The sequence below is a fragment of the Pantoea sp. UBA5923 genome (assembly GCF_002431095.1).
Taxonomy (GTDB): domain Bacteria; phylum Pseudomonadota; class Gammaproteobacteria; order Enterobacterales; family Enterobacteriaceae; genus Pantoea; species Pantoea piersonii.
Genome location: NZ_DJDN01000053.1, coordinates 33,181 through 48,389 on the forward strand (window position 1 = coordinate 33,181; position 15,209 = coordinate 48,389).

General features: G+C 59.1%; 17 protein-coding genes and 2 tRNA genes. 7 read left to right on the forward strand and 12 right to left on the reverse strand.

The genetic code is table 11. The features are described from left to right. On the reverse strand, positions 1 to 894 hold an 894-nt coding region (locus B3797_RS13005; RefSeq protein WP_311791296.1), incomplete at its 3' end, for an FUSC family membrane protein. A gap of 9 nt (positions 895 to 903) precedes the next feature. Then, positions 904 to 1,347: a YccF domain-containing protein gene (locus B3797_RS13010; RefSeq protein WP_126688659.1), complete on the reverse strand. Its 444-nt coding sequence runs from the start codon at positions 1,345 to 1,347 to the stop codon at positions 904 to 906. 124 nt (positions 1,348 to 1,471) lie between these two features. On the opposite strand from B3797_RS13010, the gene helD reads away from it, so the two are divergent. Continuing rightward, positions 1,472 to 3,526 carry a DNA helicase IV gene (gene helD / locus B3797_RS13015; protein WP_311791306.1) on the forward strand — a complete coding sequence of 685 codons (2,055 nt, stop codon included), beginning with the start codon at positions 1,472 to 1,474 and terminating at the stop codon, positions 3,524 to 3,526. Here the strand turns inward: helD and mgsA are convergent, their stop codons facing one another. Both mgsA and B3797_RS13025 read right to left on the reverse strand, forming a co-directional pair. Beyond that, positions 3,527 to 3,985, reverse strand: a complete 459-nt coding sequence (gene mgsA / locus B3797_RS13020; RefSeq protein WP_311781816.1) for a methylglyoxal synthase — start codon at positions 3,983 to 3,985, stop codon at positions 3,527 to 3,529. 68 nt (positions 3,986 to 4,053) lie between these two features. After that, positions 4,054 to 4,695: a DUF2057 family protein gene (locus B3797_RS13025; RefSeq protein WP_311791297.1), complete on the reverse strand. Its 642-nt coding sequence runs from the start codon at positions 4,693 to 4,695 to the stop codon at positions 4,054 to 4,056. Between the two features lie 172 nt (positions 4,696 to 4,867). Between B3797_RS13025 and B3797_RS13030 the strand changes: the two genes are divergently transcribed. Continuing rightward, positions 4,868 to 5,290 carry a CoA-binding protein gene (locus tag B3797_RS13030; protein WP_311781814.1) on the forward strand — a complete coding sequence of 141 codons (423 nt, stop codon included), beginning with the start codon at positions 4,868 to 4,870 and terminating at the stop codon, positions 5,288 to 5,290. Positions 5,291 to 5,323: 33 nt separating this feature from the next. Here the strand turns inward: B3797_RS13030 and hspQ are convergent, their stop codons facing one another. Then, positions 5,324 to 5,641 (reverse strand): heat shock protein HspQ, encoded by a 318-nt coding sequence (gene hspQ, locus B3797_RS13035; RefSeq protein ID WP_311781813.1) that lies wholly within the window; start codon positions 5,639 to 5,641, stop codon positions 5,324 to 5,326. Between the two features lie 59 nt (positions 5,642 to 5,700). Next, positions 5,701 to 6,891: a 23S rRNA (cytosine(1962)-C(5))-methyltransferase RlmI gene (gene rlmI, locus B3797_RS13040; protein ID WP_311791298.1), complete on the reverse strand. Its 1,191-nt coding sequence runs from the start codon at positions 6,889 to 6,891 to the stop codon at positions 5,701 to 5,703. Positions 6,892 to 6,976: 85 nt separating this feature from the next. On the opposite strand from rlmI, the gene yccX reads away from it, so the two are divergent. Further along, complete coding sequence (gene yccX, locus B3797_RS13045; protein ID WP_311781811.1) at positions 6,977 to 7,255, forward strand: acylphosphatase; 279 nt, start codon at positions 6,977 to 6,979, stop codon at positions 7,253 to 7,255. On the opposite strand, the gene tusE is transcribed toward yccX, so the two are convergent. Both tusE and yccA read right to left on the reverse strand, forming a co-directional pair. Next, complete coding sequence (gene tusE / locus B3797_RS13050; protein ID WP_311791299.1) at positions 7,256 to 7,582, reverse strand: sulfurtransferase TusE; 327 nt, start codon at positions 7,580 to 7,582, stop codon at positions 7,256 to 7,258. A 118-nt stretch (positions 7,583 to 7,700) separates the two neighbouring features. Continuing rightward, positions 7,701 to 8,357: an FtsH protease modulator YccA gene (gene yccA / locus B3797_RS13055; protein WP_311791300.1), complete on the reverse strand. Its 657-nt coding sequence runs from the start codon at positions 8,355 to 8,357 to the stop codon at positions 7,701 to 7,703. A gap of 219 nt (positions 8,358 to 8,576) precedes the next feature. Here yccA and B3797_RS13060 point away from each other — a divergent pair. The 3 genes from B3797_RS13060 (at position 8,577) to agp (ending at position 10,708) form a co-directional block, all read left to right on the forward strand. Further along, positions 8,577 to 8,664, forward strand: a tRNA-Ser gene (locus B3797_RS13060). 68 nt (positions 8,665 to 8,732) lie between these two features. Beyond that, positions 8,733 to 8,820 (forward strand) — tRNA-Ser (locus tag B3797_RS13065). A gap of 238 nt (positions 8,821 to 9,058) precedes the next feature. Then, positions 9,059 to 10,708 carry a bifunctional glucose-1-phosphatase/inositol phosphatase gene (gene agp, locus B3797_RS13070; RefSeq protein WP_311791301.1) on the forward strand — a complete coding sequence of 550 codons (1,650 nt, stop codon included), beginning with the start codon at positions 9,059 to 9,061 and terminating at the stop codon, positions 10,706 to 10,708. 56 nt (positions 10,709 to 10,764) lie between these two features. Here agp and B3797_RS13075 read toward each other — a convergent pair whose 3' ends face one another. From B3797_RS13075 to wrbA, 3 genes are read right to left on the reverse strand one after another with little or no spacing between them, the layout of a single operon-like run. Beyond that, positions 10,765 to 12,138, reverse strand: coding sequence for an NAD-dependent succinate-semialdehyde dehydrogenase (locus B3797_RS13075; protein ID WP_311791302.1), 1,374 nt, complete (start codon positions 12,136 to 12,138; stop codon positions 10,765 to 10,767). Positions 12,139 to 12,190: 52 nt separating this feature from the next. Further along, positions 12,191 to 12,421 carry a YccJ family protein gene (locus B3797_RS13080; RefSeq protein WP_311781806.1) on the reverse strand — a complete coding sequence of 77 codons (231 nt, stop codon included), beginning with the start codon at positions 12,419 to 12,421 and terminating at the stop codon, positions 12,191 to 12,193. 19 nt (positions 12,422 to 12,440) lie between these two features. Further along, a complete protein-coding gene (wrbA, locus tag B3797_RS13085) occupies positions 12,441 to 13,040 on the reverse strand; it encodes an NAD(P)H:quinone oxidoreductase (RefSeq protein ID WP_311781805.1) in 600 nt (199 codons plus the stop codon). A 153-nt stretch (positions 13,041 to 13,193) separates the two neighbouring features. On the opposite strand from wrbA, the gene B3797_RS13090 reads away from it, so the two are divergent. Then, on the forward strand, positions 13,194 to 14,102 hold the full coding sequence (locus B3797_RS13090; protein ID WP_311791303.1) for a DMT family transporter: 909 nt from the start codon (positions 13,194 to 13,196) through the stop codon (positions 14,100 to 14,102). Here the strand turns inward: B3797_RS13090 and B3797_RS13095 are convergent. Next, on the reverse strand, positions 14,103 to 15,209 hold a 1,107-nt coding region (locus B3797_RS13095), incomplete at its 5' end, for a solute carrier family 23 protein (protein ID WP_311791304.1). It abuts the gene before it with no gap.

Sequence of the window (15,209 nt, forward strand, 5' to 3'; positions counted from 1 at the left end):
GCGCATTAAAATACACTGCGACAGCCGGCGGCACGCCTGCGCCTGCATATTCAACAGCCGCTGAAAGCGGAACAGAATTTCGTTATAGCGCCAGTCATCGCGCAGCAGATGGTATTGCAGATGGGAGGAGCTGGCGCGCTCGTGAATATCCTGCGCCACGAAATAGTAATGCAGGCTGCGACGGGTGCTGCGCGATCCGCGATCGCCGCGCAGACGGCTTTGCAGCGTGGTTTTTGTCAAATTAAGCTGCGCCACCAGCTGGCTGTTAACCATCGCGGTGCGGATCAGCGTCGCGTCATCCTGCGCGTCGCCGTCGGGATCGAACAGGTTCGCTTTGGCCTCAAGGTACTGCGCCAGCTGCGCATAGCTGCCCGCCAGCTGCTCCTGCACCGGCCGCACCGGAAACATCAGGTGGCCGAGCAGCGTCAGCATGTTGTACCAGAGCGCGCCGACCAGCAGCAGTATCGGCTGCATATACCACTGCGAAAAAAGCCCGATGCCCAGCATGGTGTAGACCGCAATCAGCAGCGCGCCAAAGGCGATAGTGGCGTAACGCTGGCCGAGCGCGCCGAGCAGAATAAAGCCCCAGGTTGAGAGCGCCAGCCCGGCCATAAACGCCAGCGGATGCGGAAACAACAGCTCTACCGAGACCGATGCGATACAAAAGCAGAGCAGGGTGATCAGCAGATTCCGCAGGCGGCCGCTAAGGCGATCGTCCAGATCGGCCAGCGCGGCAGCCACCACGCCGAGCGTCAGCGGAATAGTCCAGTCTATCTGATGCAGCCACCAGGGCACCGCCGCACAGCCGGCCAGCGCCAGAAAAATGCGCAGGAGGTAACGCCAGCTGCTGTTAAACAGGTAGTTGCGCCAGCCCGGCAAGGCTTTGGACATCATGTTGCGGCCTCAGTAGCGACGACGGGCGCTGGCTTCGCGCGCGGCGCGGGCTTCTTCCACCGATACCACGCGGCGGCCGACCGGCCAGAGTGCAATGGCGGCGATCTTGAAATTAGCAAGCCCCACCGGAATGCCGATGATGCTGATGCACTGGACGATGCCGGTAGAGATATGCGTCAGACAGAGCCACCAGCCGAAAAAGATCAGCCAGAAAATATTGAGAAAGGTGCCGCCGGTATTGAGCAGCGCGCTTTTACTCTCCGGGCGCAGCACGTCCACATGCACCGCCTCGTTGCCGTAAGGCACCAAGGAGAGTTTGGTGATTTCCCAGCAGGAGCGCGTCAGCGGAAGGGTAAAGATCAGGACGATACTCACCAGCGTGGCGAACAGCCAGCAAAGGGTGGTGATAAACCCGCCGAGAATAAAATTAAGAATGTTCAACACTGTGCGCATGGCGTTCTTTTCCTTTTGCTTTCCGCAAGATGTGTCGCCAAGTTTAGCCTGTTTTAAGGCTGGAGCGCCAAGAGTCTGACAGGTAAACTCCCGATATTCTTTTTTCAGGTTCGACGGTGTGGACATGGAACTCAAAGCGACATCGATGGGCAAACGGCTTGCCCAGCATCCCTATAACCGGGTTCGCCTGCTGGCGGCTGGGGTGGAAGTAAGCGGCGACCGGCACGAATACCTGATCCCTTTTAACGAACTGCTGAATATCAGCTGCAAGCGCGGCATGGTCTGGGGCGAACTGGAGTTTTTACTGCCTGACAACAAAGTTGTGCGGCTGCACGGCACCGAATGGCAGGAGACGCAGCGCTTTTATCACTATCTGCTTCAGGCCTGGCAGACGTGGAGCGCCGAGATGAGCGCTATTTGCGCCGCAGTGTTAAGCGAGCTAAAGCAGGAGATCGACCGCTTCGGCGAGCAGGATCGCTGGCTCAAACGCGGCGAGCTACAGGCGCTGCGCACCACCATCGAAAAACAGTTCACCGCGCTGCCGCTGCCGCTGGCGCGCCTGGAGGAGTTTAGCGACTGCCGCACGCTCTACCTTGATTGCCAGCGCTGGCTTGAGCAGGGTGAAACGGCGCTGCGTCAGCGCAACCGCGACTGGACGGCGCGTATGCTGCAGGAACATCACGACTTTTTCGCCACGGTGGAAACGTCGCCGCTCAACGCGTCGCAGAGCGAAGCCGTGGTTAACGGCGAAGACGCGGTGCTGGTGCTGGCGGGCGCAGGCAGCGGCAAAACGTCGGTGCTGGTGGCGCGGGCGGGCTGGCTGCTGCGGCGCAAACTGGCCGCGCCCGATCAGATTTTGCTGCTGGCGTTTGGCCGTCAGGCGGCAGAAGAGATGAACGACCGCATCCGGTCGCGGCTGGGCGTCGCCGACATTCAGGCGCGCACCTTCCACGCGCTGGCGCTGCATATTATCCGCGAAGGCAGCAATAAGCAGCCGACAATCAGCAACCTGGAAAGCGATACTGCGGCGCGTCACGCGCTGCTTATCGACATCTGGCGTCAGCAGTGCGACGAGAAAAAAGCGCAGGCGAACGGCTGGCGGCAATGGCTACGCGACGAGCTGGAGTGGGAGCTGCCCGAAGGCCATTTCTGGCAGGACGACAGGCTGGCGAAACGGCTGGCGTCGCGTCTTGAACGCTGGCTGGGGCTGATGCGGATGCACGGCGGCGCGCAGGCGGCAATGATCGCCGAGGCGCCGGAAGAGGTACGCGAACTGTTCAGCAAGCGAGTGAAGCTGATGGCACCGCTGTTGAAAGCCTGGAAGAGCGCGCTGAAAGAGGAGGGCGCGGTAGATTTTTCCGGGCTGATCCATCAGGCGATCGCCATCCTGAATAAAGGGCGTTTTATCAGCCCGTGGAAGCATATCCTGGTGGATGAATTTCAGGATATCTCACCGCAGCGTGCCGCTCTGCTTGCGGCGCTGCGCCAGCAGAACAAGCGCACCACCTTGTTCGCCGTGGGTGATGACTGGCAGGCAATCTATCGCTTCACCGGCGCGGAGATGACGCTGACCACCGCCTTTCATCACTATTTCGGCGAGGGAGATCGCTGCGTGCTGGATACCACCTATCGCTTCAACGATCGCATCGGCGATATCGCGAACCGGTTCGTCCAGCAGAATCCGCATCAGTTGCGTAAGCCGCTTAACAGCCTGACGAAGGGCACTAAAAAGGCGACAGGCCTGTTGCCGCAGGAGCAGCTGGAGCCGCTGCTGAACAAGCTGAGCGGTTACGCTAAGCCTGATGAACGCGTGCTGCTGCTGGCACGTTATCACCATCTGCGCCCGGAGGTGCTGGATAAAGCCAAAACCCGCTGGCCGAAGCTCAACCTCGACTTTATGACTATCCACGCCAGTAAAGGACAGCAGGCCGATTTTGTTATCCTGCTGGGTCTACAGGCGGGAAAAGAGGGCTTTCCCGCCGCGGCGCGTGAATCGGTAATAGAGCAGGCATTATTGCCGCAGCCGGAAGATTTCCCGGATGCCGAGGAGCGGCGTCTGGCTTATGTGGCGTTAACGCGTGCGCGTCAGCAGGTATGGTTGCTCTACGATCGCGAGCAGCCGTCACGCTTTGTCGAGCAGTTTCGTCAGCTCGGCGTGCCGCTGCTGCGTAAAGCCTGATCAGTTAAGGCGCGCCTGCAGGTAGCGCTCATAGTCTGGGATAGCAATCTCTACCGGCTGCGCAAACAGCGGCGACTGAATAATAAAATTGGCCGTCGCGAGGTTAGTAGCGACAGGGATATTCCAGACGGTCGCGAGACGCAGCAGCGCTTTGACATCGGGGTCATGCGGCACCGCATTCAGCGGATCCCAGAAGAAGATCAGCACATCGATTTTCCCTTCCGCAATCAGCGCGCCGACCTGCTGATCGCCGCCCATCGGGCCGCTCAGCATCGCGTTAACGTTTAATCCGGTATGGCGATTAATCAGATTGCCGGTGGTGCCGGTGGCGTAAAGGATATGAGATTCAAGCGTGGGCTGGTTTTGTTTCACCCAGTCAAGCAGTGAAGCCTTGCAGTGATCGTGCGCAACGAGCGCGATATGTTTGCTGGGGCCAAGCGTACGAATGGTCTGTTCCATAAAGGCGTCCTGGTAAAATCGCGTGCCGAGAAGAGAGGCACGAGTTTACCCTGCGCCTTTCCCGCCTATCAACTTGTCCTTAACAATTTGACCAGCGACATAAATTGCTGACGGGTGGCTTGATCGAAGCGATGAAACCACTCCTTAATGGTCGGCGACTGCGCTTCATCAACCCAGACGAATTCAGCCTCGACGGGTGGGGTGGCTGACGCGCCGTCGCGTACGGCAGCGAACTGAGGGACAGAGGCGACCTGGCCGTTGCGGTTGTAAAGTATCATCGCCTTTTCCATATCGCTTTCATCGGAAAGCGGCAGGCGATCGCGCCTGATATCAATCGACTGTCCATGTTCATCTACCAGCTGGAAATTGAGCGTGCGATCGAAATGGTGGCGCTCGCGGCGAGTCTCCAGCGCAGGCAGACGGATAGTGATGGTTTTCACCTGCGCGTTGAAAGTTACGATCATTGGCGCTGACTGATAGCGCAGCGACGCATCTTTATGGGCGTCGCGCAGCTGCTCAACCCGGAACAGAAACTGATGCTGGCCGCGCTCCAGCTCAAGGCTATCGGCGCCTTTCAGCAGCGAGCCGGAAATCTTGCGCCCGTCCAGTACCAGCAGGTCAATCTGCGGATCAAGCTTCAGCGTGATGGCCTGGCAGGTTGCCGAGACGAGGAGAACAGTCAACCCCGTCACGACCAGAGAGAGTTTCATGTAGACTCCAGAATAGGGCGCAAAGTTTTGTGTGTAGCAAATTCTTACATTATGGCAGTAAATTTACATTTGAACATATGTTTTTGTGCGCCAGTGCAAAATATTGCTCTCTGGAGAGAAGCGGCAGGAAAAGTCGCCACTACATTTAATGCTCTGAAATGAGGAGAAAAAGATGAACGATCAAACTATTCGTGACGTGCTGACGCGCACTCAACGCATTGCACTGGTCGGCGCCAGCGATCGTCCAGACCGGCCGAGCTACGGCGTGATGAAATATCTGCTGGATCAGGGCTACGAGGTCATTCCGGTCAGTCCGAAACTTGCCGGTCAAACGCTGCTGGGGCAGAAAGCTTACGCGAAGCTGGAAGAGGTGCCGGGAAAAATCGACATGGTGGATGTGTTTCGCAATTCAGAAGCGGCGTGGGGCGTGGCGCAGGAAGCGATCGCTGCGGGCGCAGATACGCTCTGGCTGCAGCAGGGCGTGATCAACGAACAGGCCGCCGTGCTGGCGCAGGATGCCGGTCTGACCGTTATTATGGATCGCTGTCCTAAAATAGAGATTCCGCGGCTGGGCGTAACGCGACAGAAGCAATAGAATTCACAGGCGGCCTCTTATTGCCGCCTGTGATTAATGCCGCAGGCGCGGCGCCTGCAGCTGCTGGCGGATCGATGCGGCCAGTTCGTCCATCTCCGGCTGTTCCGGATGCTCTGAACTGGTTTCGCCGGAAAGCTGAATCTCTGCGATATAGGTATGCACCTGATCGCCTTCTTCATCTTCCATCACCACATGATACCAGGGCGCGCGGCGCAGCGTTTCAGCCGCTCCAACCTCATCCAGCTTCGGCGTATCCAGTGAATATTCAGGATCGACATCCACTATTACGCCCAGCACGCCTGAAAGACGATGCCGAACCTGCTGACCAATACCAAATTTAGTGGCAATCATAGTGACCTCCAGAAAAACTGCCTCCTGATCAATATGGCGTCAGAAGGCGCTTTTTCAAGTCACACCACACGACATGCAAAACCTTTCAGGTAGAGACCCTCAGGATAGCTGGCGATAACCGGGTGATCGGCCGCCTGGCGGAACTGCTCGATAAACTGCGCTTCACGACCCGCGTCCAGCGCGGCGTCGGCCACGATTTTCTGGAACAGTTCGGTCGCCATCAGGCCAGAACAGGAGAAGGTCATCAGAATGCCGCCGGGGTTAAGCAGCTGCATCGCCAGCATATTGATATCTTTATAACCGCGGCAGGCGCCCGCCAGCTGATTTTTGTTTTCGACGAATTTTGGCGGATCCATCACGATCAGATCGAACTTCTCACCGGCGTCGCGGTAGCGGCGCAGCAGCTTGAACACATCATCGCGCAGGAAATGCGCGCGCGAGACGTCCAGCTCGTTAAGTTCCACATTCTGGCGCGCCACGTCGAGCGCTTCCTGCGATGTATCCACGCTGATCACTTCGCGACAGCCGCCCATCAGCGCCGAGACGGCAAACCCGCCGGTATAGGAGAAGCAGTTGAGCACACGCGCATCCTGCGCATAGCGACGCGTCGCCAGGCGGCTGTCGCGCTGATCGAGGTAGTAGCCGGTTTTATGCCCGCCCTGAATATCGACCAGCAGCTTCATGCCGTGTTCGGTAATCGGCAGCAGCGGCGGCGGGATTTCACCGGTGACCGGGCCTTGCGTCAGCTCCAGCCCCTCTTTTTTACGCACCGCCACATCGGAACGGTCATAGATAGCGCATTGCGGAAAGCAGTGCTGCAGCGCGGAGAGAATCGCGGGACGCTGATATTCCGCGCCTGCTGAGAGCAGTTGCAGCACCAGGAAGTTGCCGAAGCGATCGATGGTGACGCCGGGCAAACCGTCAGACTCGCCAGCGATCAGACGGTAGCTGTCTAGCCCGTCTTTTTGCGCCAGCCAGTCGCGCCACTGCCGCGCCTGTTCGAAACGGCGCACGAAGAAGGCGATATCAATCGATTCATCCTGTTGCCAGCTCCAGACGCGGGCGCGAATTTGCGACTGCGGCGAATACGCCGCGCGCGCAAGGAATTTGCCGTTATGGTCACAGACGTCAAGGGTTTCCCCCAGCTGCGCTTTACCTTCAAGGCGCGCGACGGCACCGGAAAACACCCACGGATGGCGGCGGAGCAGGGATTTTTCACGTCCCTTAGCGAGAATCAATCGAACGGTCATAGTTTGCTATGCTTACCTGAAAAAATGAGGCGCCATTGTCCGGCGGATAACGGGAAATTGCAACGCACAGCGGCAGGAGAGAGTGATGACAACAGCCTGTTATAAAATCTGGGTGCATGGCAGGGTGCAGGGTGTGGGATTTCGCTACAGCACCCAGGCGCAGGCGTCGCAGCTTGGCGTGCTGGGTTACGCTCGTAACCTTGATGACGGCAGCGTCGAGGTGCTGGCCTGGGGCGAGCCGGAAAAGGTCGACGCGCTTATCGCGTGGCTGAAAGCGGGCGGGCCGCGCGGCGCCCGCGTCGATCGCGTCCTGATGGAGCCGCATCAGCCTGCGGAGCCGCCGCGCCGTTTTACGACCGGTTGATCAGAGACACTTCGCCGGTTTAGGCAGGCCGGCGATTTTAGTCGCCTGTTTCGCCGGGCCGTCCGGAAAGAGACGGAAGAGATAGCGGCTGTTGCCTTTCTCTTCGCCATACTTTTGCGCCATCGCTTTTACCAGCATGCGAATAGCGGGCGAGGTGTTGTACTCCAGATAGAAGGCGCGTACGAAACGCACCACTTCCCAGTGCGCGTCGCTCAGCGCGATGCCCTCATTTTGGGCGATCTGCTCAGCAAGGGCCTCGCTCCAGTCATCGCGATTTTTTAAATAGCCTTCGCCGTCAACGTCGATAGTATTACCGTTAAATTCCACATCTGCTCCTTACTGCCTGATACGGCGGCATTCTAGCAAATTGCGCCGCCAGAAAAAGCAAAACCCCGCCGAAGCGGGGTAGGGATACCAGTCAGGCTATTTGCGGCTCAGCGCGTCATTAATCGTTGCGCGCAAAGCCCAACAGGCTCAGCAGGCTGACAAAGATATTGTAGAGCGAGACGTAAAGGCTGACGGTGGCGCGAATATAGTTGGTTTCGCCGCCATGAATGATATTGCTGGTTTCCCACAGGATCGCGCCGGCTGAAAAGAGAATAAACAGCGCGCTAATCGCCATGTGCAGCGCAGGCAGCTGCAGGAACAGGTTAGCGATAACCGCCACCAGCAGCACGACAAAGCCCGCCATCATCATGCCGCCGAGGAAGGACATATCGCGGCGCGTGGTCAGCACGTAGGCCGAGCAGCAGAAGAAAACCAGCGCGGTGCCGCCTAACGCCAGCGCAATCACGTCAGCCATGCCTGCGGCTAAAAATGTGCTCAGGATCGGGCCAAGGCAGTAGCCGAGAAAGCCGGTGAAAGCGAAGGCCGCCAGGATGCCCATCGGGCTGTCAGCCAGCTTGTGGGTAAGGAACATCAGGCCGTAGAAACCGACCAGCATTAAAATCAGACCCGGACCGGGCAGGCCCAGTACGGTGCTGGCGGTGGCGGTCACGGCAGAAAACGCCAGCGTCAGGCCGAGCAGAAAATAGGTATTGCGCAGCACCTTATGAGTACTAAGCAGAGATGTCCGTGAGGACGAAGTAATAAGTCTGTCCATAATGCGCTCCTTTATCAGAACACGACGTTTGCGCTGAGAATACGCAGCGGCCCCAAAACGGGAAAGGCGTTTTACCCTTCTTTACGCGATAAATCGCTGTTTCTCTGACCGGAATGGCGATTTCGCCAACGAATAACGCCGTTTTGGCTGTTTTTCAGGCGAATGAATTCGCACAGGCTTTACATCCTTCGGGGGGATGTTTATAGTGCGCCTCATTGCGGAGGGGTGGCCGAGCGGCTTAAGGCAGCGGTCTTGAAAACCGCCGATGGGAAACCATCCGAGAGTTCGAATCTCTCCTCCTCCGCCATTTTCCTGCTCAGTCAGGAACAGGCGATGCGATTATTGTCGTTTTGCCGATGCGTAAAGCATCAATCCGGAGGGATGGCCGAGTGGCTTAAGGCAGCGGTCTTGAAAACCGCCGATGGGAAACCATCCGAGAGTTCGAATCTCTCTTCCTCCGCCACACCAGAAAGGCCAGCACAATGTGCTGGCCTTTCGCATTTCTGCCCCTTCGCTTTTTACGCGTTCCGCTCTTCTCAGGCCGCTTTTGGTCAACTCTGCTATAGTCCACACACGGTTTTTGCAAACATCGGGCGCTTTTCGCGGCCTGGTTAGGTTACACTGTGGGTCGCTATGCTCTGAACAGAGCTAATTGGTTGATAGCCAGAGTGTTTCTCTACTGAACAAATGGAATAGGCACAATGATCAAGAAACTGAGTCTTTGCGCACTGTCGGTGCTTGCCGCACTGCCGATCGGCATGGCGGCACAGGCCGCTGATGGCGACATGCAGCTGCAACAGGTACTGATGTTTAGCCGTCACAACCTGCGCGCGCCGCTGGCCGATAACGGCAGCGTGCTGGAACAGTCGACGAAGAAAAGCTGGCCGCAGTGGAGCGTTCCTGGCGGACAACTCACCACCAAAGGCGGCGTGCTGGAAGTCTATATGGGCAACTACACGCGCCAGTGGCTGGCGCAGCAGGGCCTGGTGCAAAACGGCAGCTGCCCCGACAGCAGCAACGTTTTCGTCTATGCCAACAGCCTGCAGCGCACCGTCGCGACGGCTCAGTTCTTTGTCAACGGCGCTTTCCCGGGCTGTGATATTGCCGTGACCCATCAGGATGCGATGGGCACGATGGATCCGGTGTTCAATCCGGTGATTACCGACGACAGCGAAGCCTTTAACAAAAAGGCGCTGGCGGCGATGACGGCGGAAAACGAGAAGCTGGCGCTGAAGCCCGCGCTGCAGCAGCTGGATAAAATCGTCGATTACAAATCCGCGCCAGCCTGCAACAACAAAAAACAGTGCGATCTGAGCAGCGGCGATAACGTGTTCAGCGCGGAAAACGGCAAAGAGCCGAACGTAAGCGGCCCGCTGAAAGTGGGCAATGCCTTAATGGACGCCTTTACGCTGCAATATTATGAAGGCTTCCCGCTTGAGCAGATCGCCTGGGGCCAGATCAAGACGCCAGAGCAGTGGAAATCCCTCTCTGCCATTAAAAATGGCTATCAGGATGCCCTGTTCACCAGTCCGGACGTCGCGCGCGAAGTCGCCGCGCCGCTGGTAGATTACATCCGCAGCCAGCTGGTGGATCAGGACAAAGCCAACGCGCCGAAAATCACCCTGATGGTGGGACACGACTCCAACATCGCCTCGCTGCTGAGCGCGCTGCAGGTCAAGCCTTATGAACTGCCGGGCACCTGGGAAAATACGCCAATCGGCGGCCAGGTCGTGTTTGAACGCTGGCACGATGCGAAAAACAACAAAGATCTGCTGAAGCTGGAGTATGTCTATCAGACCGCCGATCAGCTGCGCGACGGCGAGATGCTGAGCTTGAAAAACCCGCCGAAGCGCGTAACGCTGCAGCTGGAAGGCTGCCCGACGGACGGCAACGGCTACTGTAGCTGGGAGCAGTTTACTCAGGCGCTGAACGGCGCGCTGCAGGGTACGCCGATGGAGCCAGCCGCGCAGCAGCAGCCAGCCGCTGCAGCTGCGGGCAATAGCGACGCCGACAAGCCGGCGGAGAGCAAGCCTGCTGCTGATAAAGCTGCCGCAGACAAAGCCGCAGCAGACAAAGCTGCAGCGGAAAAGGCCGCAGCAGAGAAGGCCGCAGCGGAAAAAGCTGCCGCGCAGAAAGCCGCTGAAGCGAAAGCCGCAGAAGAGAAGGCGAAAGCCGCTGAGGAGAAAGCGAAGGCGGAGCGCGCCGCTGCGCAAAAAGCGGCCGCCGAGAAAGTCGCAGCCGATAAAGCGGCGGCAGACAAGGCCGGCACCGATAAGCCCGCCGACGCGCCTGCTCAAAAGCCCGTTGAGTCCGCTCAGAACAGCGACGCGAAACAGACCGTCACGCAGTAAAACCTGCAGATGTAAAAAACCCCGCCGCGGCGGGGTTTTTTTATGGGCGAAGCAGATTAACCTGCGATCACCACTAGCTTCTGGTTAGCGAACTCTTTAATGCCGAGATCGGACAGCTCGCGGCCATAGCCGGAACGCTTAACGCCACCAAACGGCAGTTCGGCCGCGGTATCGCTCTGTGAGTTGATAAATACCATTCCGGTCTCAATTGCCGAGGCGACGCGACGGCCGCGCGCGGTGTCGCGCGTCCAGACAGAGCCGCCCAGCCCGTAATGGGAGTCGTTAGCCAGCGCAACGGCGGCGTTATCGTCGCCCACCACGTAAATCTGCGCCACTGGCCCAAAGAACTCCTGATAGTAAGCGGGATTGTCCGGCCTGATATCGGTCAGGATAGTGGGCTGGAAGTAACAGCCAACGCCCTCGACCGCTTTGCCGCCGATCAGCAGCGTCGCGCCGTTCTGCACCGCTTCATCGACCTGTTTCGTCAGGCGATCGCGCGCATCTTTTGAGGAGAGCGGGCCAAGCGTGGTCTGTTCGTCCAGCGGATCGCCCAGACGCGCCGCTTTCAGCGCTGCGCTGAATTTATCAATAAAGGCGCTGGCAATCTTTTCATGCAGAATAAAACGCTTGGCGGCGGTACAGACCTGGCCGCAGTTGCTGAGACGAGCCTGCGCGCCCTGACGCACCGCCTCGTCGATATCGGCGTCGTCAAGTACCACAAAGACGTCGTTGCCGCCCAGTTCCAGCGTCGATTTCTTGAGATATTTACCCGCCTGCTGCGCCACGGCGCTGCCGGCGCGTTCTGAACCCGTCAGCGCGACGCCCTGCACGCGGTCGTCGGCGATCAGCTCTGCCACCTGGTCGCTGTCGATAAACAGGTTTGTCCAGGCGCCTTCCGGCGCGCCCGCTTCTTTAACCAGCTTGTCAAACACGTCGGCGCAGTGGGGCACGATATTCGCGTGCTTCGCCAGCACCGGATTGCCCAGCGCAAGATTAGGCGCCAGCACGCGCATCAGCTGATAGTAAGGGAAATTCCACGGCTCGACGGCGACCAGCACGCCAATCGGATGGTACTCAACCCAGGCCTCGCCCAGCTCGCTGGGGTAGGGCTGTGGTTTCAGAATCTCCGCCGCGTGTTCAGCGTAATAACGCGCGATCTGCGCGCAAATCTTCACTTCCCCACGGCTCTGACCAATTAGCTTGCCCATCTCCTTGCTGGCGATAGCGGCCAGCTCGTCAACCCGGCTTTCAATCAGATCGGCCAGCTTCGCCAGCACCTGCAGACGTGGCTGCATATCGCCTTTGCTCCATGAAGAGTGGAACAGACGATCGGCGGTCTCCAGCGCCTGGCTTACCGCTGCGGCGTCGTGAGACGGCCAGCTTTTCAGCAGCTGATTATTCGCGGGGTTAATGCTCTGATAGGAAGACATAAATTCTCCTTGGTCAGTAAAAAAAGGTGAGGCGGGAAATCCCGCCTCGCAATCAGATATTTTTACGCTCTACCGGCGTGTCGTCCCATGTCAGGACGTCGGCGTCCGTCTTGTCAAAGGCGCGAAACAGCACGTCATCATTGCCTTGCTGACGCCAGATCTCTTCTGCCAGCCTTTCGTCATAGTTGGCCACTTCGAAAATGGCTTCCGCGATTTCCGGGGAGGTGTGACGCAGCGTGGCCCATTCGCCAACGTGGTGTGCTTTCGCTTGATCGTTTGACATAATCTTCTCCTGAATGAACTTACCCTTTGAGTTTTACCGTCAGCCCGGCAACGTGCTCGCCCTGATAGCGGGCGATGTTCAGTTCCTCTTCCGTGGGCTGGCGCGAGCCGTCGCCTCCCGCCAGGGTGGTGGCACCGTAGGGGGTGCCGCCGCGAACCTGCGAGATATCGAACAGCTCTTTCGTACCGTAACCAATCGGAACAATGACCATGCCGTGGTGCGCCAGCGTGGTCCAGACCGAGGTAATGGTCTGCTCCTGGCCGCCGCCGGTTCCGGTTGATGTGAAGACGCTGGCGACCTTGCCGTACAGCGCGCCGGATGCCCATAAGCCGCCGGTGCGATCCCAGAAGGTGCGCATCTGTCCGGACATATTGCCGAAGCGCGTCGGCGTGCCGATCAGAATGGCGTCATACTGCGGCAATATTTCAGGCGTCGCTTCCGGCGCTGCCTGATCGGTTTTTCCGCCGACCTGGGCGAAACGCTCCGCATCCATGGTTTCCGGCACGCGCCGGATATCGACGTCAACGCCCGGAACGCGGCGCGCGCCTTCCGCAACCGCGTTCGCCATGGTTTCGATATGTCCATACATTGAGTAATAAAGCACCAGAATTCTGGCCATTGCGCTCTCCATAGGATGTGAAAACCTAAGCAGAAGTATAGAAGAGCTTTCCAGCCCTGCGGCGAGATCGCAAAATTTGCGGTTTTTCTGATGCATTGCATTCCCGTCTCGACCTGCGCACAATGGCGCCCGTTGAATCGCTGAAGGTGAGATATGTCGGACGTTTCCCGCACCCTGGCCCTGCGCGTAACGCGCGAAGAGCTGGTGCTGATTTTTATTACCATGATCTGGGGCGGCACCTTCCTGGTGGTGCATCGCGCAATGGCCTGGTCAGGGCCGTTCTTTTTCGTCGGTCTGCGCTTTGCCACCGCCGCGCTCATTCTCGGCTTTCTGTTTCGGCGCACGCTGGCGGGCACCACGCGGCAAGAGCTGGTCGCTGGCGCGCTGATCGGCCTGTCGATTGCGGGCGGTTACGGCCTGCAAACCTGGGGCATGCAGACCATTTCCAGCAGCCAGTCCGCCTTTTTGACCGCGCTCTATGTGCCGGTCGTGCCGCTGTTGCAGTGGCTGTTTCTGCGGCGTCCGCCGGGATTAATGGCGTGGTGCGGCATTCTTCTGGCCTTCCTCGGGCTGCTGCTGGTGGCTGGCCCGCAGGATGGCCGTATCAGCCTTAACAAGGGCGAAATCGCTACCTTACTCAGCACGCTGGCGATTGCCGCCGAAATTATCCTGATAAGCCGCTTTGCCGGGCAGGTCGATGTGCGTCGCGTCACGCTGATTCAGCTTGCGGTCGCCTCGCTGTCTGCCTTCGCGCTGATGGTGCCGAACGGCGAGTCGCTTCCGGCGCTCAGTCCGACCCTGCTGCTGAGTGCGCTGGGCCTCGGCGCGGCCAGCGCGCTGATACAGGTGACGATGAACTGGGCGCAGCGCAGCGTGTCGCCGACGCGCGCCACCGTGATATATGCTGGCGAGCCGGTCTGGGCGGGCGTGGTAGGGCGCATCGCGGGGGAGAGGCTGCCTGCGGCCGCGATCCTTGGCGGCGCGCTGATCGTCTGCGGCGTTATCGTCAGCGAGCTGAAGCTGAGGCGAAAAAAAGCGGCGCCCGCCGCGCCGCTGAAATAATTATCCCTGCTGTCGCGCCGGGCGCTCCGTCAGGGCCGCGCCGCGACGGCGCAGGATGGCGTTGAGCAGGATAGCGCCAAAGGTGGCGGTGCCGATGCCGCCCAGGGTAAAGCCACCGATCTTCAGCGAGAAATCGCCTGCGCCCAGCACCAGCGTCGTGGCGACCATAATCAGATTGCCGTTCTGGCTAAAGTCCACATGGTTCTGCACCCAAATCCGCGCGCCCGCAACCGCTATCAGGCCGAACACCACAATCGAGGCGCCGCCGATAACCGGCGCGGGAATGGCGTGGATCAGCGCGCCGAACTTCGGCGAAAAACCGAGTATCAGGGCGATTACCGCCGCCGCGACGAACGCCAGCGTGGAATAGACTTTGGTGACCGCCATAACGCCGATATTTTCCGCATAGGTCGTGACGCCGCTGCCGCCGATGGAGCCGGAGATAAGCGTCGCCAGGCCATCGCCGACAAAAGCGCGGCCCATCCAGGGATCGAGATTGCGCCCGGTCATGCCCGCGACGGCCTTCAGATGGCCAAGATTCTCCGCAACCAGAATAATCGCCACCGGCGCAATCATTACCATCGCCTGGATATCAAAACCAGGCGCGGTGGTGTGCGGCATGCCGAACCAGGCCGCCTGCGCGACGCCGCTAAAATCGACCGGCTTGCCGAACCCCAGCACGTTGGTCAGCAGCGCGTAAAGCGCCCAGGCGACGATTAACCCCACTAGGATCAGCAGACGCTGCACCATGCCATGCGTAAAAACCGCCACCAGCCCGATAGCGAGCACCGTCATCACCGCCATCCAGCTCTCAAAGCCCGATGCCGCCACGCTGTGTACCGCGATGGGCGCGAGGTTAAGCCCAATCGCCATCACCACGGCGCCGGTGACCACAGGCGGCATCAGGCGCTCAATCCAGCGCGTGCCGACTTTCATCACCACCAGACCGATAAGCGTGTAGAGCGCCCCACAGGCGATAATTCCGCCGAGCGCGACGCTGAGATGCGGATTGAGTCCCTGACCATTAAAGCCGGTCACGGCGATCACCACGCCGACAAAGGCCGCGCTGGAGCCGAGGTAGCTGGGCACGCGTCCGCCGGTTACCAC

Coding starts and splice junctions, on each gene's coding strand:
- helD (WP_311791306.1), top strand. CDS start 1,472: ATGGAACTCAAAGCGACATCGATGGGCAAACGGCTTGCCCAGCATCCC.
- B3797_RS13025 (WP_311791297.1), bottom strand. CDS start 4,695: ATGAAACTCTCTCTGGTCGTGACGGGGTTGACTGTTCTCCTCGTCTCG.
- hspQ (WP_311781813.1), bottom strand. CDS start 5,641: ATGATTGCCACTAAATTTGGTATTGGTCAGCAGGTTCGGCATCGTCTT.
- agp (WP_311791301.1), top strand. CDS start 9,059: ATGATCAAGAAACTGAGTCTTTGCGCACTGTCGGTGCTTGCCGCACTG.
- rlmI (WP_311791298.1), bottom strand. CDS start 6,891: ATGACCGTTCGATTGATTCTCGCTAAGGGACGTGAAAAATCCCTGCTC.
- B3797_RS13010 (WP_126688659.1), bottom strand. CDS start 1,347: ATGCGCACAGTGTTGAACATTCTTAATTTTATTCTCGGCGGGTTTATC.
- B3797_RS13075 (WP_311791302.1), bottom strand. CDS start 12,138: ATGTCTTCCTATCAGAGCATTAACCCCGCGAATAATCAGCTGCTGAAA.
- yccX (WP_311781811.1), top strand. CDS start 6,977: ATGACAACAGCCTGTTATAAAATCTGGGTGCATGGCAGGGTGCAGGGT.
- B3797_RS13030 (WP_311781814.1), top strand. CDS start 4,868: ATGAACGATCAAACTATTCGTGACGTGCTGACGCGCACTCAACGCATT.
- B3797_RS13090 (WP_311791303.1), top strand. CDS start 13,194: ATGTCGGACGTTTCCCGCACCCTGGCCCTGCGCGTAACGCGCGAAGAG.
- yccA (WP_311791300.1), bottom strand. CDS start 8,357: ATGGACAGACTTATTACTTCGTCCTCACGGACATCTCTGCTTAGTACT.
- B3797_RS13080 (WP_311781806.1), bottom strand. CDS start 12,421: ATGTCAAACGATCAAGCGAAAGCACACCACGTTGGCGAATGGGCCACG.
- wrbA (WP_311781805.1), bottom strand. CDS start 13,040: ATGGCCAGAATTCTGGTGCTTTATTACTCAATGTATGGACATATCGAA.
- mgsA (WP_311781816.1), bottom strand. CDS start 3,985: ATGGAACAGACCATTCGTACGCTTGGCCCCAGCAAACATATCGCGCTC.